This window comes from Variovorax sp. GW821-FHT09B01, assembly GCF_059418345.1.
Genome location: NZ_JBWKPQ010000005.1, coordinates 426,740 through 450,075 on the forward strand (window position 1 = coordinate 426,740; position 23,336 = coordinate 450,075).

Genomic DNA, 23,336 nt, shown 5'->3' on the forward strand with positions numbered 1-23,336 from the left:
GGTTCTGTAGGGAAGGGGGCAAAGAAAAAGAAGGCGGAGCACCCGCCCGTCGCGGCGAGAGGCCGCTAGAGCGCGGCGATCCAGTCGGTGATTGCGGCGTTCAAGGCGTCCGGGCGGTCCTGCATGATCCAGTGGCCGACCTCCGGCCAGGTCTCGACCCTGGACCTGGGGTTCGAGAACCAAGAGCTCATGCGCGATCCCTGCTCGGGGTCTCGGCAGAGGTGAAAGAAAGGCTGTCGTATACCGCGCAGAAAGATTTCGCTCGCATCGCCTGCGCCGACCTGGCCCGCGCCGAAGAAGAGCGGCGCGAACGACTCCCGGATGACATGCGCGGCCATTCCTTGCACGCGTCTGGCGTGCCATCGCCTGAACGCGGGCGCGGTCGACGGTTGGTAGGCTGCTTCGAAGAAAGGCGGCACTATCGTCGCGGGATCTCCGGACTCCAGTGCCTCGGCGGTCTTCAGGAAGAAAGCAGCCGCTTCCGGGGAGAAGCCGAGCGCGCCATCGACCGACACCACGGCGGTGACCAGGTCGGGTCTCTTCGCGGCAAGCCGCGCCGCGATCTGCGCGCCCATCGAGTGGCCGATGACCACGAAGGTCTGGCCGGCATGGCGCGTGGCGATCAAGGATTCCAGGTCGCTCACGTAGTGGTCGGGACTGTAGCCACCGGAGGCCGGTACTTCGGACCGGCCGTGTCCCCGCAGGTCCACGGCGACGACCCGATGCCGGGCTTCGAGCGCGGGCAACTGCCAGCTCCAGTCGTGGGAGTCGCAAGTCCATCCGTGCAGGAGCAGGACATTCGAGCCTTCGCCGGACTCGGTGCAGAAGAGCCGGGCCACGCCGCGCCGTGCGGGATCGAATTCAGCGGTTGTCATTCGACCTCCGTGCGGGTGTGTTCCAAGGCGAAGCGTGCGATCTCGTCATGCCGGGCGAACCACACGCCGCCGGGAAGTGTCCTGGCATGCTTGATGATCTCTTCCACGATCCAGAGCCGGGAACGGTTGGTGATCACGTGCGGGTGCATGGTGAGTTCGAAGAGGCCGCCTTCGGCGTGCGCTCCCTCGAGTTCTCGCCTGAAGATGTCGAAGACATCCGAGGGCGGGGTGTACGGACGCAGGCCCTGGAAGCGATGCATCAGAAAGTAGACCGCGTCGTCGCGCACCCAATCGAACGGCAGCTCGACCAGGCCGGTCGGTTCGCCGTCCATCATGAGTTCGTAGCAATCGTCGTCCGCGGCCATCGACGAGTCGTAGGCGAACCCGAGCTCGCGCAGCAACTGCAGCGTGTTCGGGGAGAAGTCTCCCGATGGCGAGCGGTAGCCCGTGGGCCGAACGCCCGTGATGCGCTCGAGGGCATCGAGCGAGCGCTGAATCAGATCACGCTCGTCCGGCAAGGCAAGGCCGGAATTGAGCTCGTGGATCCAGCCGTGCACGCCGATCTCGTGTCCCGCTTTCACGATGGTTCGCTGCTCGTCCGGATAGAGGAGCGCGCTGACGGCCGGCACATAGAAGCTCGCGGGGACGCCATGCCGTTCGAGCATCGACAGGATGCGCGGCACGCCGACACGATTGCCATACTGGCCCCACGCCAGGCGGTTGACCGACTTGGCGCCGTCGCGCAGTTCGTTGGTCTCGTGATCGGAATCGAATGCCAGCGCCACGGCGAACCTGGCACCGTCTTTCCATGCGCGGGGGCGAAGGCGCCGGCCGGCGCGCACGCGATAAACGCGGCGGCGCCATTCCTCTTCCGGCCATTGCCATGGCTGCATCTCTTCCTGATCGATCGGCATATCTGCTTCCTTTGCGTGTGACGCTGCTGGGGGGATACACGGAAGGTAGCCAGTCGCACCGGCGGTGCTTGGCCATTTGAGGCGGCGAATGTGCGCTTTGGGGCATGGCGCTTCTTCTTCGCCAACAACGAGCCGATCTCGCTGGGGATGGCGGTGGATGCGGCATGCGATCGCACGGCGCCGCGGATCGAAGGTTCCCCGAACATGCCCCATTCAGCAAAATCGACGCCCCAAAAGGTCAATCGAAAGCTGGCAAAGCGAGCAATCTCGCTGCTGTCGATCGGCCGATCGGCCGCTTCGATGTCGAGACAAGAGACGGCGACCGCCTTGCAAGAGGCGCTCGTCCCGACCCACCACAAGCATGACCAGATTCAATCTGGCGGAAAGACAAGATGTCCACGCCCCCCTTCATCGCAGTTGCCGCGCCAGGGCATTCGCTTCCCGCAAAAGGGCCCCGCTCCAGGCTGGCGAGGTTCAGAGCAGTGGCCGCGCCGCTGATGGGAAACGTTCTGGAGTGGTATGACTTCGCCGTCTACGCTTTCATCGCGGCATACATCGCCAAGAACTTCTTTCCGACCTCGGCGCCCGCAACGGCGCTGTTGAGTTCGTTCGCGGTGTTTGGCGTCGGCTTTCTGGCACGTCCCCTCGGCAGCCTCGTGATCGGCCGCATCGGCGATGTGCGTGGCCGAAGGAGCGCATTGCTGCTCACGATGTACCTGATGACGGCAGGCACGCTGCTGCTCGCGATCCTGCCGACCTACGCGACGGCGGGGGTCATTGCCCCGGCCCTGCTCGTGGTCGCGCGCCTGCTTCAAGGCTTCTCGGCCGGCGGAGAGTGGGGTGGATCGGTCAGCTACATCGTCGAATGGTCGCCGGAGCGCCGGCGGGGGCTGTTCGGCAGCCTGCATGTGTTCGGCGTGATCGGCGGGTTCCTGCTGGGGTCGGGCGTGGCTGCGCTCGTCAACTCGGTGCTGAGCGCGCAGGAGATGGCGGATTGGGGCTGGAGAGTGCCCTTCGTCATCGGTTGCCTGATCGGGCCCGTCGCTCTGTGGATGCGGCGCGCGGTGGCCGAAACACCGGCGTTCGAGAAGGCCGTGGCTGAACGCGTGGCGCCCATTCCCATGCTCGAGGACAAGGAAGGTTGCAAGCTGGCGATCAAGGCCGGTGGTGTCTCCGTGCTCTCCAACATCAGCTTCTATGTGATGTTGCTGTACATGCCGACATGGGTCACGACGAACCTGAAGCTGTCCATGGCCGATGCGCTGTGGGCCAACACCGTCGGCCTTGTCTGCGTTTTCGTGCTCACGCCCTGCTTCGGTCTTCTCTCCGACCTGATCGGCAGGAAGAAGGTGCTGCTGTTCTCGTGCGCGGCCGTTCTTCTGGTGGCCTATCCGGCCTTTGGTCATCTTCTCGCACTCGAATCGGCGACCTTGAAGGACGTCGTCCTGGTCCAGTGCATCTTCGCGATCATCCTCGCGTCGATCTATGGGGTGCAGCCCACGACCATCGTGGAGATGTTTCCCACGCGCAACCGGACGACCTGGATGAGCATAGGCTACGGGTTGACCGCTTCGGTGTTCGGCGGCTTCGCGCCATTCATCGCGGTGTGGTTGATCCAGACGTTCCAGAACCCGATCGCACCGGTCTACTACCTGATCTTCGGCGCGATACTTTCGGCCCTCTTCACGTTCGCGATCAGGGAAACCGCATTCGAGACGCTGAAGTAGGCACGCACGAGCCTTCTGCCCATGTCCATTGGAGATCGCAGCCCATGAGAGGGAAGCCAGCACCCAGATCGATCCGGAGCGCGACGCTCATCGGTTACTTCGAGGCGGCTCGCGCGGCGGGGCTCGATCCCGAACGGATGCTGTGCCGTGTGGGATTAGACCCTTCCTGCATGGACGATCTCGAGACGCAGATCTCGCTGGATTCCTTCTGGCGCCTGCTGTCCGAGTCGGCTCGACTGGGGAACTGTCCCGACTTCGGCATGCGCGCCGCCATCGAGCGTGGCGTGCCCAACCTGGGGGCGGTCAGCCTGCTGATGCGCGAGGCGGAAACGGTGGAAGAGGCCATCCATTTCTACACCACGCACCTTGCCTTGCATGCCGATGGAACGCTGATCCAGCTGGACCAGCGATTCCAGTCGCCGCTGATCGTCACGGAGCTCCAGGCCCGGACCAGGGAGGAGTCCTTCCAGGCCACCCAGTTCTGCCTGGTGGGAATCACCATGCAGATTCGATGGCTGATCGGGGAGGCCTTTCAGCCGGACCTGGTGTCCTTTTCGTTCGCCAAGCCTCAAAGAATGCCGACGGTCGAGCGCTTCTTCAAATGCCCGGTCCAGTTCAGGCAGCTCATATCCGGATTGGTGCTCAACCGAAGCGTGTTGCAACGGCGGCCCGTCACATCGGCGCCCTTCCTGCGAAAGCTCGCGCGGCAGCAGCTCGAGCCTCTGATCAAGCGCTCGCCGGGCGGATTCTCGACGCGGGTCGAGCGTCTGCTGCGGACCCTGCTCGACGATGGGAACTGCGATTCGCAGTCCGTGGCCGACTACTTCCAGATCGATCGCCGGACCTTGAGCCGCAGGCTGGCGAACGATGGGGAGACGTTCTCCGGCATCCTGCAACGCATCCGGATGGAGGTCGCCTGCCGCGCCCTGGCCGGCTCCGACTCACCACTGTCGATGATCGCGGACGAGACCGGCTTCGAGAGCCTCAGCACTTTCAGCCGCTGGTTCCAGCAGTCCTTCGGCTGTACCGCATCCCGGTGGCGGGCGTGCAACGCCGCGGGCGATGCCTAGGAGTCTGCGGGGCAGGAGCCGCATCGGCTGCAACGCGCGAGAAAACGGTCCATCGCGGCGCTCGGCCGTCGGCAGCAGGGCGCCGTCGGCGCTGCCCATGAATTCGAAGAGCGAGAAACTGCGCAGGTTCACCAGCAGCACGCCGAACAGCGCAAAGCCACGCAGGGCCTCGATGAGTTCGAGCCGATGAGTGGCGGCGGGGATCAACCTTGCCTTGGGCGCGATCGACCATGTTTGCGATGGTGAGAGAGGTGGCATGACAAGTCCAGGGGGTATCGATGGGTGGCGGAGTCTGCGAAGCGACGGAGAGGACACGGCGTGGCGCGGCAAACCGTTAGGTGCGGAACTCCAAGGCCTGGAGAGTTACGCGTCGGCCTCATGCTAGGCAGGCGCATTGACTCAACATTACGCAGGCTGCCGGAGCCCGTTGCGTCGGCAGCCGCTGCAGAACATCGCACAGGTAGACCCAAGGCTCGCGGCTGTGCATGTTTGCTGACTGCACCAAGCTGATTTTCACAACCGTGCGTTGCTCGGCCACTTCGCCAACCACGAACATCCCGGCTCTGCGTACTAGTGCCAAGCCTCGATCATCGTGCTCATCGATCGCGAGCCAATCGGATGTTGCTGTCTTAGGCAACCGACCGGCAGTGGAGGTCAGCTGTTGATTTGCCATTCATCAGGCACACACTGAGCGGGGACTGAAATCGCCCGGCATGGACTGGCTGATCAAGCGCACCATGAAGGGCATCCGGCGCACCTTCGGCGTGGTACCGCGTCGCGTGAAGGCGCTAGTGAAGGCAGACCTTCTGGAGATGTTGGTTCTGGTCAACCGACAGAAGCCCTTGAACGCGACGCGCGACCGGGCGTTGTTGTTGATCGGTGTTGCAGGGGCCTTGCGATGACGTCCAGCCGCCGCATCTTCATCCTGACCCTCGCCGCGACGGGCGCTGCCGCCTGCGCCTCCGATGCGTTCGCGCAGGCCCAGCTCGGCGAGAGAGAGCCGCAAGCCGTGGCGCTCGGCTATGTCGCAGATTCGGCCAGGGCCGATACGAAGAAATCCCCGAAGCAAGTCAACGCCCAGCTGTGCAACGGCTGCGCACTGTGGCAATCGAAGCCGACCGAACCGCAGGGCAACTGCGCGCTGTTCTCCGGCAAGCAGGTCAACGCCAGGGGGGTGGTGCAGCGCCTGGGCGAAGAAGGCCTGAGGGCCGGGCTGCCGGCAGCCCGGCATTCAAAGACCCAGTGCGACCCCATCACCGCGAGGGTCGTGCGCGCCCCCCAGGCTGCCGTCGGCTTCGAAGCGGATCACGCCGGGCAGCCCTGCCAGTGGGCTGTGCGCGGCGATGGGCGCGACCTCGTGGCCGCGCGCGGTCAACGATGCCATCACCTCGGGGCCCACGTCCTGCTCCAGCTTCAGGCTGTCGCGGCTGTCGGAGAAGGTCCGTCCGAGCAGGAAGCGCGGCCTTGCCAGTGCCTGCGCGGGGTCCAGGCCGAAGTCGATCAGCCGGGTGAGCAGCGCCACCAGGGTCTGCGGCTGCCCGTCCGCGCCCTGCGTGCCCAGCAGCAGCTCGGGCCGACCGTCGCGCATGAAAGCGACGGGGTTCAGCGTATGGAAGGGCCGCTTGCCGCCGCGCAGCCCGTTGGGATGGTTCGCATCGTGGTGGAAGGCCGCGCCGCGGTTGTGCCACAGCACACCGGTGTCGCCGGCCACGACACCGCTGCCCCAGTCGTAGTAGATGCTCTGGAGCACGCCCGCACCGCGGCCGGAGGCGTCCGCGGCCGCGAAGAACACGGTGTCGCCGTGGCGGAATCGCTGGGGCCAGGGCATCGCCCGTGCGCCGGCCTGCGCCCGCGCCGCCTGCTGTTGGATGTAGGCGGCGTCGAGCAGCCGCTGCACGGGCACCTCGGTGAAATCGGGGTCGGCCAGGAAGCGGTCGCGGTCGACGAAGGCCAGCTTGATCGCCTCGACCATCCGGTGGAAGTGCTCGGCGCTGCCTTCGGCGATGCCCGAGAAATCCTGCTCGCCGAGGATGGCCATGGCTTCCAGCGTGGCGAAGCCCTGCGTCGGCGGCGGCAGGCTCAGCAGCGTGCCGCCGCGGTAGGGCACGGCCAGCGGCGTCACTTCCCGAGCGCGGGTGCTGCGCATGTCGTCCAGCGTGAGCGGCGAACCCGCGGCCTGCAGGCCGGCCGCGAGGCGGTGCGCGACTTCGCCTTCGTAGAACTCGCGCGGGCCCTGCGCCGCGAGCCGCGACAGCGTGTGCGCCAGCCCGGGCTGGCGCTGGTGCTGGTGCTGGTGCTGGTGCGAAGGCCCGACGGGAAACGCCGCGTCGAAGCCGTGCCAGTGCTGCGCCTCCGCGGCCCGCATCTCGTGCCAGAAGCGCTGCGAGGCCGACACGGCGAAGCCCTCCTGCGCATGCTCGATCGCGCGAGACAGCAGCGACGCCCAGCGCTGGCGGCCCTGCCAGTCGCGCGCCGAGATGTCGAAGGCCCGGGCCCAGCTGTCCACCGCCGCGGCCGTGGTCAATGCCGACGCGCCGCCGCGCAGCGGGACTGGCCCCGACAGCGGCGGGAGCGCTGCGGCGGCCTGCCCGACGCCGGAGATGCCGCGCACGGGCGCACCGGGCTGCGCGATGAGCCAGAAACCGTCGCCTCCGAGCCCGGTGAAGTGCGGGCATACGACGCACAACACGGCCGCCATGGCGATGGCGGCCTCGATGGCATTGCCGCCATCGGCCAGCACCTCCAGGCCCGCCGCACTGGCCAGCGGATGGGGGCTCGTCACCATGCCTCGCCGGGAGGTGCCCGAAGCAGGTGCGGCGGGCTGGTGTGTGGGCTCAGCAGACATGGAAGCAGTCATGCGGAAGTTCGTTCATGGCGCCTGCGTCAGGAAGGCCGCCACCATCTGGCGGGTCATCTTCTGGTGCGCCTTCTGCCAGGCCGCGGCCTGTAGGTCCTTGTTGAAGATGCGTGACAGCGTGAACGCATGGGCGCGGCCGTAGTACGACAGGCTCACCATCGCCACATACAGGTGCAGCGCATCGATGCCACTGCGCACGACGCCTGCCGCCACCCCGCGCACCAGCAGGCGGCGGATCAGCGCGATCACCGGCGAAGACATCTCCGGGATCCGGTTCGAGCGCGCGAGATGCCGCGCCTCGTTGAGGTTCTCGAAGGCCAGCAGCTTGCGCAGCCGCGGGTGCGTCGCGAAGTGGTGGTCCACGAAATCGGCGATGTGCAGCAGGCCGGTCAGCGGCTCCTCGGCCTCCGGGTCCAGCCGGAGTTCTTCGTGCCGCAGGTCGGCCATCACCGCCTCGAGCACGGCGACGTACAGGTCGTCCTTGCTCCCGAAGTAGTGGTACAGCATGCGGATGTTCGTGCCGGCGAGCCGTGCGATGCGTTCGGTGCGCGCGCCGCTGTAGCCCTCGTTCGAGAACTCATCGATCGCCGCTTCCAGGAGCTTCGCGCGCGTGAGTGCGGCGTCGCGCCGCGCGATCGTCTCCTGGGCTGGCGCCTGCCGTGGGGAAAGTTTGCTCATGGTGTGGATGGGAATGCAGGCGCTAGTGTCGCGGCAAGTTCGAGCAGCCGTTCGTCATTGCCCCTGGCCGAGATGAAGGATGCGTAAGGCGGCAGGCCCTCGGCAGCCGGCAGCGCAAACACCACCTGCGGCAGCCCCGCATGGCCGGCCACTGCGCCGAGCGCCAGTGCGCGTTCGTAGAAGGCGCCGCGCTGAGCCGCATCGGCGCGGCGCGACAGCGCGAAGCAGGGTGCGGCGGGAATCAGCCACGCCTCGTCGGGGCCCATCCTCTGCGCCAGCCGCGCGGCGGCCTGCGCGCGCCAGTCGCTCCAGCGCGTTCCCTGTGCGGCATCGAGCGCCAGCGCCGCCTCGAAGCGCGGCGCGATGGCGGCGCCGAAGCGCGGCCGCTGTCGCCGGATCCACGGGCCGACGTGGGCCTGGATCTCCAGGCCCTGGAGCACGGCATAGGCTTCGAACCAGTCGCGCCAGTCGCTGCCGCCATAGGCGCTGCGCTCGCTGTCGATGCGCATCAGGCGGGCCCACGCGGCCAGCGGCTCGCGCACCGCGGGCTCCGCCAGCGCCAGCGCGTCCGTGGCCACGCACAGGCGCAGGGGCGGCGCGGGCCGGTCGCTGCCGATGCGGGCTTCGGTGCCGAGCAGCGCATGCCCGGCGCGGCGCAGCAGGTCGGCATCGCGCGCGAACCACCCCACCGTGTCGTAGCTCGGTGCGAAGGGCAGGACCCCGTCGAGCGGGATCCGGCCGTGCGTGGGCCGCATCGCGGCTACCCCGCAGAACGCCGCCGGTACGCGCACCGAGCCGCCCGTGTCGGTGCCCAGCGCCAGGTCGACCTCCGCCCATGCGACCGCGGCGGCGCTGCCGCTGGACGACCCACCGGGCAGCCGATCGGGGTCGCGCGGATGGCGCGGCGCGCCGTAGTGGGCGTTCTCGCCCTCCAGGCTGAAGGCGAGTTCGTCGCTGATCGTCTTGCCGACGACCCGCGCGCCTGCGTCACGCAGCGCGGCCACGCAGGGCGCGTCGTGCACGGCCGGCGCGTGGCTGGCGGCCCAGTCCGGGTTACCGCCGCCGGTGACGGCGCCTGCGATGTCGATGAGGTCCTTCACGCCCAGGCGCACCCCGTTCAGCGCGCCGACGCCGGTGGCGGGCCGCTCGCAGCGGGGGCCGGGCATCCAGCCGCCCGATCCGTGCGCTGTCTCCGTGTGCATCAGGCGGGCAGCGCCGCGAGCACGGCGGCCGAGTCGGTCACGAAGCCGAAGCACTTCTTGACGTTCCAGATCGTCGCCTCGGTGCAGAAGTCCGGCGAGCTCGTGGCGCAGCAGTCGCTCAGCATCACGCAGCCGTAGCCCAGGAAGTTGGCGTCGGTGAGCGTGTGCAGCACGCACTGGTCGGTGTTGCAGCCCGCGAAGAGGATGCTGCGCACCCCGAGGTTGCGCAGGATGCTGTCCAGCGGCGTGTCCCAGAAGCCGCTGATGCGGTGCTTGTCGACCAGAAAGTCGCCTTCGTGCGGTGCGAGCTCGTCCACGATGGCCGCGGCCCACGAGTCCTTCTGCAGCACGTGGCCCTTGCCGCCGGGCAGCGGGTCGCCCAGGCCGACGCCCGTGCCGCTGTTCTTGTACAGATGGATCTGGTTGGGTGGCATGTTGGCCAGGTCCGGGCGGTTGCCCCAGTTGACCCAGACGACCGGCACGCCGGCGCGGCGCAGCCCGGGCAGCAGCTTCTGCAGCGGGGCGATCGGCGTGCGGTCCGCCGCATAGTTGCCGCCGATGTGGTCGACCCATCCGCCCTCGGTGCAGAAGTCGTTCTGCAGGTCGATGATGACGATGGCCGTGCGGCGCAGGTCGAGCACCACGTTCTGCGGCTGCGCCTGCACCCGAGCGCGCAGCGGCGCGGGCGGCTCCACGGACATATCGACCTCGCGCTCGCTGGCGACCCAGTAGTACTGCTGGCCCAGGCCCAGGGCGCCGTCGGGCCGGGCATCGGGAAGATAGGGGTGGCGTTTCATCAAAGGCTCCGGTGGTGTGCGGGCGAAGGGCGCATCGCCGCAGGCTGGTGCATTCGTTGTGGTCGCCGCACCGATATGCGGCAAAAAGTCGGCGAATTCACTGGCACTGTTATTGCGATGCGTTGTCGGTAAGTAATTGATTAGTTACTTAACCCTCCAACTAGCGAAAGGCATGCCATGCAGATTCCGTCTCCCTCCCGCCGCGCCGCCGTCCTCGCAGGCGTCAGCGCCTTCACCGCCCTCGTGCTGAGCCTGCCGGCCTCGGCCGCGGATCCGCTCGCGGTCGGCATCCTCATTCCCGGGTCCAAGTCGGACAAGGGATGGATGGAGTCCGGCTACGACGGACTCGTGGCCGCACAGAAGGAGTACGGCGCCAGGATCAAGGTGCAGATGATCGAGAACATCAACTACGCCGACATGGAGCAGGCCCTGACCAACCTGGCCAGCAAGAACGCGCTCGTGATCGGCGTCGGCGGCCAGACCCAGGCCGCCGTGCTCAAGGTGGCCAAGCGCTTCCCCAAAACGCACTTCTCGATCGTCGGCGGCAACAAGGCCGAGGAGACGGCCAACGTGGCCGGCTACGACGTCAAGCAGGCCGAGATCGCCTTCGTCGCGGGCGCCGCCGCCGCGATGCTCTCGAAGAACGGGGCCGTGAGCTATGTGGGCGGCATGGAGATCCCTTCCATCGTCAATGCCGGCAAGGAGTTCGGCAACGGCGCCAGGTACATCAAGCCCGGCATCAAGTACTTCGAGAACTACACCGGCGACTTCGACAACGTGGCCAAGGCCAAGGAAGCCACGCTGGCGGCCATCGCGCAGGGCGCCGACATGCACTATCACATCCTGAACCTCGGCCTGCGCGGCATGGAGCAGGCGGCCAAGGAGAAGGGCACGAAGATCATCGGCAGCTACACCAACCGCTGCGGCACCGATCCGCTCTATCCCGCCTACAGCATCACCGGCGTCGGCTATCAGGTGCAGTACGCCATCAAGGAGGCCGTCGGCGGTACCTGGAAGGCCGGCTACAAGCCCTTCGGACTGGCCATGGGGCCGAACGCATCGGACATGGTCATCTGCGGGGCGACCGACGAACAGAAGGCCAAGCTCGAGCAGATCAAGAAGGACATCCTGTCCGGCAAGATCAAGGTGCTGGAGGGTTGATGCGCGAGCGCCACGCCATCGACCTCGGTGACGGCCTCGGTGACGGCATCAGCGACGGCGGCCCGGGGTTCGCCGCAACGCCGGCCGCCGCGCCGCTGCTGAAGCTGGAGGGGCTGTCCAAGCGCTTCGGTGCGCTGCAGGCGCTGCAGGACGTCTCGCTGGCGCTCCATCCCGGCGAGGTCCACTGCCTGCTGGGCGAGAACGGCGCCGGCAAGTCCACGCTGTGCAATCTCGTCTTCGGCGTGCACGCCGCGGACGCGGGCGAGATGACGCTGGCCGGCGAGGCGTTTCGCCCGCGCTCGCCGGCGGATGCCCTTTCGCACGGCATCGCGATGGTCCACCAGCATTTCAGCCTCGTGCCCGACATGACGGTGCTCGACAACCTGCTGCTCGGCCAGGTGCGCGGCGTGCTCGACCGCAAGGCCGGCGCGGCGCGTATCGCCGCGATGCGGGAGCGCTACGGGCTCGCGCTCGATCCGCATGCGAAGGTGCAGGACCTGTCGGTGGGCGAGCGCCAGCGCGTGGAAATCGTGAAGTGCCTGGTGCGCGAGCCGCGCCTGCTGGTGCTCGACGAACCCACCGCCGTGTTGCTGCCGCAGGAGATCGAGGCATTGCTCTCGGTGTGTACGCGCGTGGCGCAGCAGGGCTGCGGCGTGGTGCTGGTCACCCACAAGCTGGCCGAGATCCAGCGCGTTGCGCGGCGTGCGACCGTCCTGCGCGGCGGCCGCGTGGTGGCGCGCTCGGACGCGCCCGCACAGGATATCGACGCGCTGGTGCGCGCGATGATCCAGCGCGACCTGCAGGCGCCTGCCGTCGCGCCGGTACGGGCGTCTCGTGCGTCCCGGCCGGCACCGGGCAGCCCGACGCGCGAGGCAGCGCTGCTGGCCGACGGCCTCACCGTGCGCGACGTCGATGGCGTGGTGCGCCTGGACAACTTCACCCTGGTGGTGGAGCCGGGCGAGATCGTGGCCATCGCCGGCGTCGAGGGCAATGGCCAGGGCGAGCTGGGCGCGGTGCTTTCGGGAATGCTGCGTCCCACCGAGGGGCGCTATTTCGTTTGCGGCGAGGACATGACGCGCGCCACGCCGCGCCAGCTCAGCGCCGCGGGCTGCGGCGTGGTGCCCGAAGACCGGCACGCGCTGGCCTGCGTGACAGGCATGAACGTCGCAGAGAACATCATGCTCGACCGCCTGGACCGGTTCCGGCGCTTCGGCCTCCTCGACCGCGCGGCCATGCGCCGCGAGGCGCTGGACCTCATGCAGTGCTACGACGTGCGCGCCGCCAGCCCCGACGTGCCGTTCGGAGGCCTTTCCGGCGGCAACCAGCAGAAGGCGGTGCTCGCGCGCGAGCTCACGCTCGAGGGCCTGCGCTTCCTGCTGGCGGCGCAGCCCACGCGCGGCCTGGATGTCGGCGCGGTCGAGGCCGTCTACGGCCACATCCGGGCCGCCGCGGACCGCGGGGTCGGCGTGCTGCTCATCTCGTCGGAGCTCGACGAATTGCTGAGCGTCGCCGACCGCGTGCTGGTGCTCTACCGGGGCCGGGTGATGGGCACATGCCCCACGGCGGGCGCGGACCGCGCGCGCATCGGTGCCTGGATGGCCGGGCACCGTGACAAGGAAGATGTTGCAGAGGAGGTCGCCCCATGAGCGGTCCTGTACTTGCCTGGTCGCGGCTCAGGCCGACCCCTGCGCTGCAGGTCTCCGCAGCCGCCGTGCTGCTGGCCTTTGGCGTCGGTGCCTTGCTGATCGCCGCGCTCGGCGTGCCCGTGGGCGATGCGGTCGCCGCGTTCGCGGACGGCGCCTGGGGCTCGTCCTATGCGCTGGCTGCCTCGATCAACCGTGCGCTGGTGCTCATGCTGGTCGGCCTGGGTTTCATCCTGGCCGAGCGCGCAAACCTCACGAACGTGGGCGGAGAAGGGCAGATTGCCGTTGGCGGCATCACGGCCACGGCGCTCGCGCTGTGGCCACCAGTGGCGCAGCTGCCGTGGGGGCTGGCCTTCATCGTTCCTATGCTCGGCGCCTGCGCGGCGGGCGCGTTCTGGGGCGGCATCGCCGGCGTCCTGCGCGTCAAGATGGGCACCAACGAGGTCATCGCGACCTTGCTGCTTTCCTTCATCGCCATCTGGATGGTGTACGGCAGCGTGCAGTCCGAGCACCTGCTGCGCCGGCCGATGACGAGCAGCGCGACGCTGCCCGAGTCGCTGGAGATTCCGGCGGCGACCCAGCTGCCGCTACTCACCGGCGATGCGGGTACGCCGCTGCACGTCGGCCTGCTGATCGGGGTGGTGCTGGCGGTGGCGGTGGCGCTGCTGCTCAACCGCACGGTGACGGGACTGCAGCTGCGCGCAACCGGCCTGAACCCGCGCGCGGCTCGCCGCGCCGGCATGCCCATCGACCGCCTCGCCATCGGCGCGCTCTGCGCAGCCGGCGCCTTCGGCGGACTTGCCGGCGCCTTGATGCTGCAGGGCGAGCAGTACACGCTCAAGGCCGGTTTCTCGTCGGGCTACGGCTTCGACGGCCTGGTGGTGGGCCTGCTCGCACGCGGCAGCGCGACCGGCGTGGTTGCGGGCTCGCTGCTCTTCGGCTTCCTGCGTTCGGGCGGGATCAACATGGAAATGGTGGCGCAAGTGCCTACCGCCCTGGTCGTGGTGATCCAGGGTCTCATCATCGTGACGCTCGCCGGGGCAGCCATCGGCATCCAGCGCATGGAGGCGCGACGCAAATGATCGATCCCGAACTGGCCGCCGTCTTCGTCGGCTCGAGCATCCGGCTCGCCGCGCCGCTGCTGCTCGCCGCCACCGGCGAGCTCATGAGCGAACGGGCCGGCGTGCTCAACATGAGCGTGGAGGGCCTCATGCTGGCCGGCGCCTTTGCAGGCGCCACCGCATCATGGGCCACCGGCTCGCCGTTGCTCGGCCTGCTCTGCGGCGTGCTGTGCGTGCTGCCCATCGCGTGGCTGCAGGCCTTTCTGAGCATCACGCTGCGCGCCAACCAGATCGTCACCGGCATCGGCATCAACATCCTGGTGCTCGGCGCGACCACCCTGGGTTACCGGGCGATCTTCGGCAGCCGCTCGCGCGCCGAGATCCCGGGCCTGGACAAGTGGGCGCCACCCGGCCTGTCGGAGATTCCGCACCTGGGCGAGCAGGTCTTCCGGCAGGCATGGCTGCTCTATGCCGCCATCGTGCTGATCGTGTTGGTGGGCTGGGTGATGCGCGCCACTGCGCTCGGCCTGGCGATCCATGCCGCGGGCACGTCGCCGCAGGCGGCGAGCCATTCGGGGTTGAAGGTGAGCCGCATCCGGTACGGCGCTGTGCTGTTCACCGGCTTCATGTCCGCGCTGGCGGGCTGCTTCCTGTCGATCGGTGACATCCACACCTTCACGGAAGGCATGACCGGCGGCGCCGGCTACCTGGCGATCGCGGCGGTGATCTTCGGCAACTGGCGCCTCGGCCGGACCGTGATGGCCTGCTGTCTCTTCGGAGCCGCCACTGCGCTGCAGTTCCAGCTTCCTGCGATGGGCATCGAGGTGCCCAGCGCCCTGCTGATCGCCTTGCCCTACGTGCTCGCGCTGCTGGCGGTGGGCGGGCTGGTCGGTCGACAGGTCGCGCCCGCAGCGCTCACGAAGCCATTGCCCGCGCAGGGCTGAAGCGCAGGTGCGGAGGAGGCGGCCCTGCACGCGAGGCCGCCGACCTCAGTCGCGATTCTCGTAGTAGCGGTGGTACTGCTCGCGCTCCCACTGGCGGCGGCGCCATTCGCGACGCTCGGCACGGCGCTCTTCCCAGCGTTCGGCGCGACGTTCCTCCCAGCGCGCGGCCGGCTCGTAGTAGACGGGCGGCGGAACGGAGTAGACCGGGCGCGGAGCCTGGTAGTAGGTCGGCGCCGGATAGGTGTAGACGGGGGCCGGCTCGTTCACGACCACGCCGGGGACGTTGATGCCGACGGACCAGCTGGTGTCGGCGTTGGCCGTTGCGGCGACGGTCAGGGCGCCAGCGGCAACGAGGCCTGCGGCGGCAAGCTTGAAGACGGTTCGCGAGAGAATCATTTGTTTCAACTCCAGAGGGCGGGAATCGCCGTGATGCGCTTCCAACGGACGGCGACCCGATACTGCGCACATCGCGACGGTGAAGAACGTTCCCAAATGTCACTGCGCCGCGAGGCCCTGCTGCGGTGTTTGCGATCCTTCGCGCATTTCTGGGCAACCATTGCCGTTCACCTCCCACTCACTTGTGAGCAAACGAAAAGGACTTACGGATGAAAGAACATGCAGTTCAAAGGTGCTGTAGGGCAGCGCGCAGCCCTGCACCTCGCCGGCCTTCAGCGCGGTGAGGGCTTGTGCCGCGCCGTTGGTAGGGAAAGTGAATCACGTTGAGCGCGGTCCCGGTCTTCATCTTGACCACCAGGCTCTTGAACATCTCGAGCTGGAGGTGGTTCAGCCCGCTGACGCCCGTCGTGCAGAAGCTCAGGCTGTAGGGCCTTTCGTGCGACAGCTTCGCCAGTTCGGGCAGGTCTTGGCCTGAGCGACGTAGCGCGCTCCCACGGCGCTGCTGGCGCCGGGGCGGTTCACCACGACCGCTTTTGGCGTATGCGCGAGTCCTGAGGGAATCTAAGGCTCGCGCTTCGGTTTACGTGTGCCTCCGAGTACAGCACAAGGGGTCTCCTGTTCAAGATCCGGGCTGCGCCTGTCGGCATCCTTTCCGACATCCGTGGCGAAGGCCGCCGACTAAGCTTGTCCATCGGGTTGGAAAGCTTGACTTGGAATTTTGATCCTGTGAAGTATCAAGAGGTTCTTTCAAGACATCGAGAGACGTGAGACGGGCACGGCGAGGTTGATGCCGTGGTGCGGCCGGTGCCAGTTATAGAAGTGGTTCCACACAGGCAGAGCCTCACAGCGCTGGGCTGAGTTCGCGTAGGCGTGCCCGTAGGCCCACTCGCGCAGGGCCGACTGGATGAAGCGCTCGGCCTTGCCGTTGGTCTGCGGGCGATACGCCCCGGTGAACTTCTGCCCGATGCCCAACTCGAGGCACGCTTCGGCGAACAGCCCAGAGCGAAACGACATGCCGTTGTCGGTCAACACCCGCTGGATCTGCACACCCATGCTTGCGAAGTAGCCTACCGCGGCCCGCAGGAACGCTTCGGCGCTGAACTTGGTCTCGTCGGGATGCACCTGCGTAAAGGCCAAGCGGCTGTGGTCGTCCACGGCAACGAAGACGAAGTCCCAGCCAACGCTGCGCGCACGCTGAGTGCGGTTACCGGTGATGCGGTGGCCGACCTTGTCGAAGCGCCCCAGCTTCTTGATGTCGATGTGCAGCAGCTCACAAGGGTTGTCTCGCTCGTAGCGTTGCACAGGCTCGTCCGGGCGCAGGTCACTCAATCTCGACAGTCCGGCACGACGCAGCACGCGACTGACGGTGGCTCGGGATACGCCCATTTAGGAAGCGATGCGTGCCTGCAAGAAGAACTTGCGCCGCAACTCGACAATGGCCAGAGCGACATGAGGTTCGATGGAGCGGGGCGAATTCTCGGGGCGCGAAGACTTGTCCAGCAGGCCTGCCGCACCATCGACCAGGTAGCGCGCCAGCCATTTACGGGCCGTGACGGCGCTGACGCCGTGCGAGGCGGCAGCATCTGATGCGCTGACGCCACGTTCAGTGATGTCCTGAACCATCTCCAGGCGCCGCAGGTACGTCAATCGGGCATTCTTATGGGTGTTCATCCGGGTCGGGGTCTTGAGTGGATTGGGGGTTTGGCGATTTCCAGTCTCTCAAAACTTCTCCGGGTGAACACCCGAAACACCTATGGGGCCTTCGCAACTAGAGCACGAGAGATCTCTTCTCGCTCCGCCAGGGTCAGCGCCTTCGCGCTGCGCCGCCGGTCCAGTGGTCGAATGCCACCGGTCTTCGACAGGATGGTGTGGATCGAGGTGTGAGGTCGGTCGAACAGATGGCCGATCTGATGCAGAGTCCAGCCTTCCTTCCAGCGCTCCCACATCAATGCCTTCTGGGCGTCCGTGTAGTGGGTTCGCGTCCAATACTTCATCTGCAACACTCCTTCTGCCTCAGCCGTGGTTATTGTGTTGCGTTGACCGGTTGAATCCGCCGCCGCCTGCAGACGGTCAAGGCGTCTTGGGCAAGTTTCCCCGCATGGTCGCGTTGAAGACGGCGCTTGCTGCTTGTCGGTCGGGTTTGGTCACCATCAAGGCGCTCTGAATCTTTCGCGGCGTGACGTGGCCGACGTACAGGAACATGGCTCACCTTGGACCTCGACGAAGTAAGAAGTCACCAGTGAGTTACCTGCCGAGTGTATTTTGGACCGTCCAACGCAGCGTCTCGACGCGACTAAGGTGGTCGTTAGTGCATGCGCAGGGTGTCAGGACGGTCATGCTGTGTGGCTCGGAAGCTAGTGGTTAACCCCACTGATGCTGGTGGGTTTTTGACTTTCGTCTCCACACTGTTAAATCCTGGTCGTACAGTCTGTTTCGAAACTTTGAAGTCACATTCTGGACTTCGAGACTTCGCGCTGTGCAACTCGGGAGTAACAAAGAATGCCGATAGATTTGCTTCGTCGTATCGAGCGTGCCTCCCTCCCGCTTGTCATCCAAGACGAGAAAGACGTTCGGAATGCGATCGTGTTGGAGGCAGCAGCCATGATCAAGGCGCACCTGCCGACGGTAGATGCTATGGGTACGCGACCCGTAGTGATCTTCCGAATCACCGACGCAGGAAGACGAGCGTTAAGTGAATCTGGCTCGTCGGAGAACCAACGAGAGACGGTGTGAAAAATCTTTCGTCGCCCTTCGGGCGGCCGCAGCTCTTGGGGAACATATCCCGTCAGTTCGACCTGGCGGTTCAAACCGGAGATACCGGCCGCGTGAAGCGCCCCGTCCAAGCGGCATTTCGCCCAGCGTATCGCCGCGAGGTGGAGAACTGGCTGCTTGCCCCAGGTGAGAGCGTCAAGACAGACAAAGAATTGGTCCTGCACTACTTGGTCGAACTCCGCGACCTCTCATATGACGACCAGCCGCAAATGTGCGTCGCCGATGTGCTGAAAGACAGGCGAGCGGCCGCGATGATCGCCGCAGTTTTTTTGCAAAATTTGGTGGAATAGTTCTCAGTCACCTCCCGTCGGCGTTGCGGAAGGTTCAGCCTAAATGCTTGCGTGTCGGCCAAGGTGTCGAGGTGGCTGCGTAGATAATGGTTCCAGCCACAACGTGTTTGCTATGGCTGGCACATGTTGAGGTTTGGCCGATGCGCGTGCCACCACACCGCCGGCCGCCTAGATTTCTGGGGCCTGCCATGCGGTCCCAGCGCTCCCCGGGCCACGGCCGCGAGAGGGGCTTCCTCGTGCCAGCGCCGGGATTCTGTTAGTCGTCCTCCGCGTTTCTCTTCGTTATGTTTCCAGGGGCTCCCCCAAAAGGGCGGGAGGGTATGCCCGCTCGCACAAGTCTTTCGCTCCATGCAGGATATGTCGGCGCATTCCAGCGCGGAGGGCATCACGTGGACGCAGAAGAATTTGAGCGACGCTACGAAGCGTGGGCAGTTGCAGAAGCCGCCGTTCACGCCGCGATGACGCGCACTGGACTCCCTCAAGTCCGAGACATCGAGGCACTGCGCAAACGAGCGGACGGACTGCTGTTCGAATTGTGGGGCGACGGCGACCCAGTGCGAGGGTTTATCAAGCTCGACCAGCCGCCCGCACGTTAGTCGAGCGGTGACTTCATCGCTACGTCGGGGGGAAGCGCTAACTCGGCAACGGCGTGATGCGAAGGACATTACCGGGCCGTTCCACACCTCCATCCTCTGGCGGCGTCAGGTCGGCCCCAATCAACTCTGCCGCTACCGGCACTGCAGCACTCCGAAGATCAGCAGGTCGCGAACCTCCATCGGGAATGGACTGCTTCGATGCGCCTGAGGGAATCCACCGGCTTACAGGAGCCCATTGAGGACGTCGGCGCTGAGCCATGCGCAGAGCCAACATCGCGCTTTGTCGAATTTTGACTACAAAAGCTGTCGTCTCAGGGCGGTAAAACAATGTGCATGCCCTCCCCGCAAGCGAAGATCGCAAGGGTCCAGCGTTTATCCGCTGAGGAGCGGTTGCGTCAGCCAACGCCCGAGGAGTGGCTCAGGCGTGTCGATGAGACACAGATGGGACAGATCGAGATGGTTCGGCCGAGTGATTTCGACCTTCCGTCAGGAGGAGGGGATTGCCGAACCGAGTTGGGCGATGTCGAGCTCTGTCCTGCAGGGCCCCCTCCCGCTCAGGATCCGCGCGCGAGTTCGGCGGGGTTGCTCTACCGTGAAGGTCTATCCCGGCGGTTGGGGCACGGCGGCGAGCCTCCATCAAGCGCCGGCGTCTGACGGACCCAGCCACAGCCGCCTTCGATTTGCTCGTCGACCTGTTCAGTGGGAGTGAAGCGGCTCTTGTCGAGTTGGGCGCTTCGCTGACGCCGCATACACGGCGGGCATCGCCGCGAGCGAGCCGGCTGCGCCGTAGACAGGGATTAGGTGGGCCGTGGGCGCGCGCGTCGGCACAGCACGGATCTGCGTGCGGCATATTCTGCCTTCGCCTTGTTGACTGCCTCCTCAGGCAGAAGTTGGAGCTTCTGGCAGTTCACGCATTGGTACAGCCGACGATCAGGAAACAAGCGCATCCACCCACGCCCCTCGACACGACCGAGATAGTCTATGGTGTAATTTAAGCCTGAAAAATGGTCATTTCCGCGGCAGTAGCGCGAACGTTACATCAATTGTTTCGCGACAAACATGACGAAGATCAATTTTATCAAGTTGTGACCTATCTGCCATAACAGGCCTCGTCCGTCCGCGAGGCCCCTCTACGTCTAGCCCCGGCTGCGCGTAGAAGCTCTATCGCCTGTTCTCACGGTTCAGGGCGTTCAAGCGCGCTAGGGCCGCATGCGCTTCGTCAAGGTCGCGTCTCAGCGTCTGCACTTCGGACCAACCGTTTAGGCTGTCTAACAGGCGAACGTAGCCCTCGTCTTCAAGGGAGCGGCCGGTCTCCCGGGCTGCGGCTTTAAGCATCTCGAGGATCTCGGAGGGGAGGGGAAGACCGTAAGTGCCGTCAAGCGTAGCCTGAAGGCGATGTATCAGTTCGGCGTTGAGGGTTCGCCCAGACAGGGTCGCGGAACGCTTGAACCGCTCACGCATGCCGTCCGGCAACTTGAGGTCATGCCTGTCGCCCGTCCGGACGGGGCGTCTTTCGCTCATTGGCCGAAATCTTCTGTGAGCGCGCCGCGCGGGCTACTTGTCGGCCGGCTTCGGTCGCACCCAGGCCGGGATCTCGAACAAGTCCAGCCCGCTCCCTGGGTCGTTAGCAACCCTCTCGATGAAGGCCTTGCGGAGGGCGGTGTTCGCGAGCGCCTGCCAGCCCGGACCGGTGGCCTCCAGCGCGGCCAGCACGTCGGGATCGAGGCGCAGGGTAGGGCTCTGATCGTCTTCCGTCATATCGTCTTTCTGTTGCGTGTCAGTCTTTAAGGTCGTACTGCCCCTGCAGCCTGCGGATGATTTGCGCGATATCGCCGCGATGGTTGCCGCGGTCGGTGATAACTCGAACCGTCCAGTTTGGGCCGCCATCCTCCGACGGGACGCCGATCACTCCGTCGCGGTAGACGTCGGTTTGCCGGCCGCGAAGGCCAGGCTGAGCCTCGATTCGTTGAATCAGCATCTGTTGCAGTTGCTTGGCGGTGCGCGTGGCCTTGGGCATGTACAAGGCATGTTACTGCCGCCGCGGCTGACAACAGTAAAGGAGGCCAAGGGCGAGATCGCCAGGCGCTCAAGTCCGCGGGCGGTATCCGGGACGCGCGCGACGAGCGCTGATGTTCGGCAGTTGACCCACTCTCGAGGCGGGGCTGCCCCCGATCGTAGAGCGCCAGGAGCAGGCGGCTCGTGCTAGGGTTGGCGCGGACGAAGCGCGGCGCGCACGTCAATCGGGCACTTCCGCTCCGTAGCGAGCGGCCACGACGGCGCGGCCAACGGCAGCCCGCGGCGTCACGCCCTCAAGCCAGGGGCCTCGGCCCTCGGGCAGCCGCCCACCAGGCTTTCCGACCACGATCGCGCACCACTGCCAGTTCCTTCCAGGCATGGGTGCGACGTGGATGGCCTCGCGTTCGAGCAAGCGCTCGAAGGCCGGCCACTCGTTGACGTAGTCGGTGCCGGCTATCTCGCCCAGGGCTTCGGCGATCCAAGCATTGAGGGCTACGCCGGCGAGCTCATCAGTCTTCATGTGTCGGAGGTGCCGAGTAGCGAAACCTCGTCGCCGTCGGCTGCCACCATTACGCCGGGCGTGCCCTCGGCAAGCTCGATTGGCACACCCATGTGCACCATGCTGTCGGTCGGCGGAAAGCTGCCGATGACGCGCAGCCGCTCGTACTCCTTGTGCTGTGCCGGCGTGAGGATGAATTTCTTCGGGTAGGTGTTGCTCTTAGCCCTCCAGTGCGCCACGAGTTTCTCGGTCATCGAGAGGTACAGGGACGCCATGCCGCTCACCTCGCGCTGCGGCGGATCTCCACCGGGCCGATGCCTTCGTAGACGATGGCGGCGTCCTTGAGCGAAGTCACAGTCCAGCGCGGGCCGGGCGTCACCTTGTAGTCGCCGGGCGCCAGCGGCAGCTCGGTTTCGTCGTGGGCTTCGGTGCTGTACCAGATCGGCGTGCGGAGGATGGTGGTCTCGGAGGAAAAGAATTCAGCTTGCATGGTTCGATTCTCGAGGGTCGCACTATCCGAGCTTTTCGCTCTTCATGCCGATGCGGGAGACGAGCCATGCTTGCAACTTCCCTTCTTCAGGTGTCTTTGTCCTGCCCTTGTGCCTTAGCTGGTTGCGCTCCATCTCTTCCGCAGTCTCGGGTAGGCGGCGCACCTCGCGGGTTTCGAGCATGGGCGTAGCGCCAGGGTAGTACCGCGGGCCTTCTTCCAAGGTCATCTTTCGATCCGACGGCCGCGACTTTCTCCGCCAGATGTCCGGCGGCAGCATGAAGGTGAAGTATTCGACGTCTTTCATGGTTAGAACGGCACATCTTCTTCGAAGGCTAGCCAAGTCTGCGGTGCCGGCGTGTGAGGCAGCTCAGGCTTCGGGCTGCTCGTAGTGCTCCCGCGCGACTTCTTGGGGAGATCGTGCCTTGAGGACCGGGTAGAGGGCTTCTGGCCAGGTGGGCGTTGACCTGCTTGAAGATGTCTTCGGCCAGATCGCTGGCTTCCAGCCGGTGGCAGAAGCTCAGGATGGTCGTCTCATCGGGGATCGCCTCCAGGCCGAGTCCGGCGAGCGTGCGCAGCGAGGCGATCTCATATAGCGCTTCTTCCATCGCCGGGTCGCTCAGGGGCGAACCAGTTCTGCATCAGGTGCACGCGCAGCATGGCTTGCAACGGGTAGGGCCGACGGCCTCGGCCTGCCACTGGAAAGTGGGCACGATGACTTTGAGCAGCGCTTTCCATGGCACCACCAGTTCCATTTCGGCAAGGAAGACTTCGCGCCTTGTCTTCTTCCTCTTGCCCGCATGCTCCGCATCCGCAAAACTGATCTGGCTCATCGCTCGTGCTCCTTTGCAGGGTTCAGTCCCTCATGCAAGAAACGTGCTCTTGTTCAGACCTTCCCTAGGTGAATCTGCAGCTCAGCTGGCGAGAAATCTGTCCAAAGTATCCCCGGGCTTAACTCCGCAGACGGAGCACCAGCGCGAAAACAACAATACATCCACAAAATTTTCGCCACGCTCAATCTTCGAAATATATGACTGTCCAGTGCGCAAAGAAGCTGCCAATTGCTCTTGCGTAAGGCCAGCATCTACGCGCAAGGCGCGCATGAGAACTCGAAGCTTTTCATATTTGGCATCGTAGAGAGAAACCGACATTCATCAATCGTTAAGTCCTTTTCGGAATAGTCGTAAACAGACTAGACTGACGGCTTGATGCAATGAAGTTTTCCAAGACGAATACGTAACATGAAAAGCCGGGCGATGAACTCTCCTTTTCCTAGCGAACGAGCCGTGCGGCTTCCTGCTTCGGTGACGAGCGTCACCAAGCGAGAGTCCGTACCCGCTGAGCGCAGCCT

The 23,336-nt window shown here is 65.7% G+C and carries 23 protein-coding genes and 4 pseudogenes; 9 read left to right on the top strand and 18 right to left on the bottom strand.

Going from position 1 to position 23,336, the window contains the following annotated elements; genetic code table 11:
* Window positions 1-65: 65 nt before the first annotated feature.
* Together AC07RV_RS18740 and AC07RV_RS18745 are read right to left on the bottom strand one after the other, a co-directional pair.
* Window positions 66-875 (bottom strand): alpha/beta fold hydrolase, encoded by an 810-nt coding sequence (locus AC07RV_RS18740; RefSeq protein WP_208509511.1) that lies wholly within the window; start codon window positions 873-875, stop codon window positions 66-68.
* The gene (locus AC07RV_RS18745) at window positions 872-1,789 is read right to left on the bottom strand and encodes a polysaccharide deacetylase family protein (RefSeq protein WP_444813985.1); all 918 of its coding nucleotides are present in this window, start codon (window positions 1,787-1,789) and stop codon (window positions 872-874) included. The genes AC07RV_RS18740 and AC07RV_RS18745 overlap by 4 nt, the downstream gene beginning before the upstream one ends.
* A gap of 482 nt (window positions 1,790-2,271) precedes the next feature.
* Between AC07RV_RS18745 and AC07RV_RS18750 the strand changes: the two genes are divergently transcribed.
* From AC07RV_RS18750 to AC07RV_RS18765, 4 genes and pseudogenes are all read left to right on the top strand, one after another.
* Window positions 2,272-3,516 (top strand): MFS transporter, encoded by a 1,245-nt coding sequence (locus AC07RV_RS18750; RefSeq protein ID WP_208509508.1) that lies wholly within the window; start codon window positions 2,272-2,274, stop codon window positions 3,514-3,516.
* Between the two features lie 44 nt (window positions 3,517-3,560).
* On the top strand, window positions 3,561-4,586 hold the full coding sequence (locus AC07RV_RS18755) for an AraC family transcriptional regulator (protein ID WP_444813986.1): 1,026 nt from the start codon (window positions 3,561-3,563) through the stop codon (window positions 4,584-4,586).
* A 713-nt stretch (window positions 4,587-5,299) separates the two neighbouring features.
* Window positions 5,300-5,488, top strand: a complete 189-nt coding sequence (locus AC07RV_RS18760) for a hypothetical protein (RefSeq protein ID WP_208509506.1) — start codon at window positions 5,300-5,302, stop codon at window positions 5,486-5,488.
* Window positions 5,485-5,700 (top strand): annotated as a pseudogene (locus AC07RV_RS18765) (high-potential iron-sulfur protein); the annotation flags it as partial. The gene AC07RV_RS18760 and the pseudogene AC07RV_RS18765, both read left to right, overlap by 4 nt.
* Window positions 5,701-5,817: 117 nt before the next feature.
* On the opposite strand, the gene AC07RV_RS18770 reads toward AC07RV_RS18765, so the two are convergent.
* From AC07RV_RS18770 to AC07RV_RS18785, 4 genes are all read right to left on the bottom strand, one after another.
* Window positions 5,818-7,371: a gamma-glutamyltransferase family protein gene (locus tag AC07RV_RS18770; RefSeq protein ID WP_208509505.1), complete on the bottom strand. Its 1,554-nt coding sequence runs from the start codon at window positions 7,369-7,371 to the stop codon at window positions 5,818-5,820.
* 84 nt (window positions 7,372-7,455) lie between these two features.
* Window positions 7,456-8,121 carry a TetR/AcrR family transcriptional regulator gene (locus AC07RV_RS18775; RefSeq protein WP_019657324.1) on the bottom strand — a complete coding sequence of 222 codons (666 nt, stop codon included), beginning with the start codon at window positions 8,119-8,121 and terminating at the stop codon, window positions 7,456-7,458.
* The gene (locus AC07RV_RS18780) at window positions 8,118-9,287 is read right to left on the bottom strand and encodes an amidase (protein ID WP_444852447.1); all 1,170 of its coding nucleotides are present in this window, start codon (window positions 9,285-9,287) and stop codon (window positions 8,118-8,120) included. Before AC07RV_RS18780 ends, AC07RV_RS18775 begins: the two co-directional genes overlap by 4 nt.
* Before the next feature lie 35 nt (window positions 9,288-9,322).
* Window positions 9,323-10,120, bottom strand: coding sequence for a cysteine hydrolase family protein (locus AC07RV_RS18785; protein ID WP_019657322.1), 798 nt, complete (start codon window positions 10,118-10,120; stop codon window positions 9,323-9,325).
* 177 nt (window positions 10,121-10,297) lie between these two features.
* On the opposite strand from AC07RV_RS18785, the gene AC07RV_RS18790 reads away from it, so the two are divergent.
* The 4 genes from AC07RV_RS18790 to AC07RV_RS18805 are packed head-to-tail and all read left to right on the top strand — an operon-like array spanning window position 10,298 to window position 14,929.
* The gene (locus AC07RV_RS18790; protein ID WP_208509504.1) at window positions 10,298-11,281 is read left to right on the top strand and encodes a BMP family protein; all 984 of its coding nucleotides are present in this window, start codon (window positions 10,298-10,300) and stop codon (window positions 11,279-11,281) included.
* Window positions 11,281-12,927 (top strand): ABC transporter ATP-binding protein, encoded by a 1,647-nt coding sequence (locus AC07RV_RS18795; protein ID WP_444813989.1) that lies wholly within the window; start codon window positions 11,281-11,283, stop codon window positions 12,925-12,927. The genes AC07RV_RS18790 and AC07RV_RS18795 overlap by 1 nt, the downstream gene beginning before the upstream one ends.
* Window positions 12,924-14,006 (top strand): ABC transporter permease, encoded by a 1,083-nt coding sequence (locus AC07RV_RS18800; protein WP_444813990.1) that lies wholly within the window; start codon window positions 12,924-12,926, stop codon window positions 14,004-14,006. Before AC07RV_RS18795 ends, AC07RV_RS18800 begins: the two co-directional genes overlap by 4 nt.
* Window positions 14,003-14,929, top strand: a complete 927-nt coding sequence (locus tag AC07RV_RS18805) for an ABC transporter permease (RefSeq protein WP_444813991.1) — start codon at window positions 14,003-14,005, stop codon at window positions 14,927-14,929. Before AC07RV_RS18800 ends, AC07RV_RS18805 begins: the two co-directional genes overlap by 4 nt.
* Window positions 14,930-14,974: 45 nt before the next feature.
* Here the strand turns inward: AC07RV_RS18805 and AC07RV_RS18810 are convergent, their stop codons facing one another.
* From AC07RV_RS18810 to AC07RV_RS18820, 3 genes and pseudogenes are all read right to left on the bottom strand, one after another.
* Window positions 14,975-15,325, bottom strand: a complete 351-nt coding sequence (locus tag AC07RV_RS18810) for a hypothetical protein (protein WP_203208102.1) — start codon at window positions 15,323-15,325, stop codon at window positions 14,975-14,977.
* Window positions 15,326-16,072: 747 nt separating this feature from the next.
* Window positions 16,073-16,996, bottom strand: a pseudogene (locus tag AC07RV_RS18815) (IS481 family transposase).
* 92 nt (window positions 16,997-17,088) lie between these two features.
* Window positions 17,089-17,319, bottom strand: a pseudogene (locus AC07RV_RS18820) (IS30 family transposase); the annotation flags it as partial.
* Window positions 17,320-18,054: 735 nt separating this feature from the next.
* Between AC07RV_RS18820 and AC07RV_RS18825 the strand changes: the two are divergent.
* Complete coding sequence (locus tag AC07RV_RS18825; RefSeq protein ID WP_395345049.1) at window positions 18,055-18,387, top strand: hypothetical protein; 333 nt, start codon at window positions 18,055-18,057, stop codon at window positions 18,385-18,387.
* Between the two features lie 1,757 nt (window positions 18,388-20,144).
* Here AC07RV_RS18825 and AC07RV_RS18830 read toward each other — a convergent pair.
* The 9 genes and pseudogenes from AC07RV_RS18830 to AC07RV_RS18870 form a co-directional block, all read right to left on the bottom strand.
* Complete coding sequence (locus AC07RV_RS18830) at window positions 20,145-20,504, bottom strand: Arc family DNA-binding protein (RefSeq protein ID WP_444813992.1); 360 nt, start codon at window positions 20,502-20,504, stop codon at window positions 20,145-20,147.
* Between the two features lie 33 nt (window positions 20,505-20,537).
* Window positions 20,538-20,741 (bottom strand): BrnA antitoxin family protein, encoded by a 204-nt coding sequence (locus AC07RV_RS18835; RefSeq protein ID WP_395345055.1) that lies wholly within the window; start codon window positions 20,739-20,741, stop codon window positions 20,538-20,540.
* 19 nt (window positions 20,742-20,760) lie between these two features.
* Window positions 20,761-21,000 (bottom strand): hypothetical protein, encoded by a 240-nt coding sequence (locus AC07RV_RS18840; protein WP_395345057.1) that lies wholly within the window; start codon window positions 20,998-21,000, stop codon window positions 20,761-20,763.
* A 219-nt stretch (window positions 21,001-21,219) separates the two neighbouring features.
* A complete protein-coding gene (locus AC07RV_RS18845; protein ID WP_395345059.1) occupies window positions 21,220-21,519 on the bottom strand; it encodes a hypothetical protein in 300 nt (99 codons plus the stop codon).
* Entirely contained in the window at window positions 21,516-21,752 is a 237-nt protein-coding gene (locus AC07RV_RS18850; RefSeq protein ID WP_395345061.1) for a hypothetical protein, read from the bottom strand. Before AC07RV_RS18850 ends, AC07RV_RS18845 begins: the two co-directional genes overlap by 4 nt.
* Window positions 21,753-21,778: 26 nt before the next feature.
* Entirely contained in the window at window positions 21,779-21,988 is a 210-nt protein-coding gene (locus tag AC07RV_RS18855) for a hypothetical protein (protein WP_395345063.1), read from the bottom strand.
* Between the two features lie 22 nt (window positions 21,989-22,010).
* Window positions 22,011-22,292, bottom strand: a complete 282-nt coding sequence (locus AC07RV_RS18860) for a hypothetical protein (RefSeq protein WP_395345065.1) — start codon at window positions 22,290-22,292, stop codon at window positions 22,011-22,013.
* A gap of 109 nt (window positions 22,293-22,401) precedes the next feature.
* A pseudogene (locus AC07RV_RS18865) lies at window positions 22,402-22,818 on the bottom strand (transposase); the annotation flags it as partial.
* A gap of 81 nt (window positions 22,819-22,899) precedes the next feature.
* Window positions 22,900-23,136 carry a helix-turn-helix domain-containing protein gene (locus tag AC07RV_RS18870; protein ID WP_395345067.1) on the bottom strand — a complete coding sequence of 79 codons (237 nt, stop codon included), beginning with the start codon at window positions 23,134-23,136 and terminating at the stop codon, window positions 22,900-22,902.
* Window positions 23,137-23,336 lie beyond the last annotated feature (200 nt).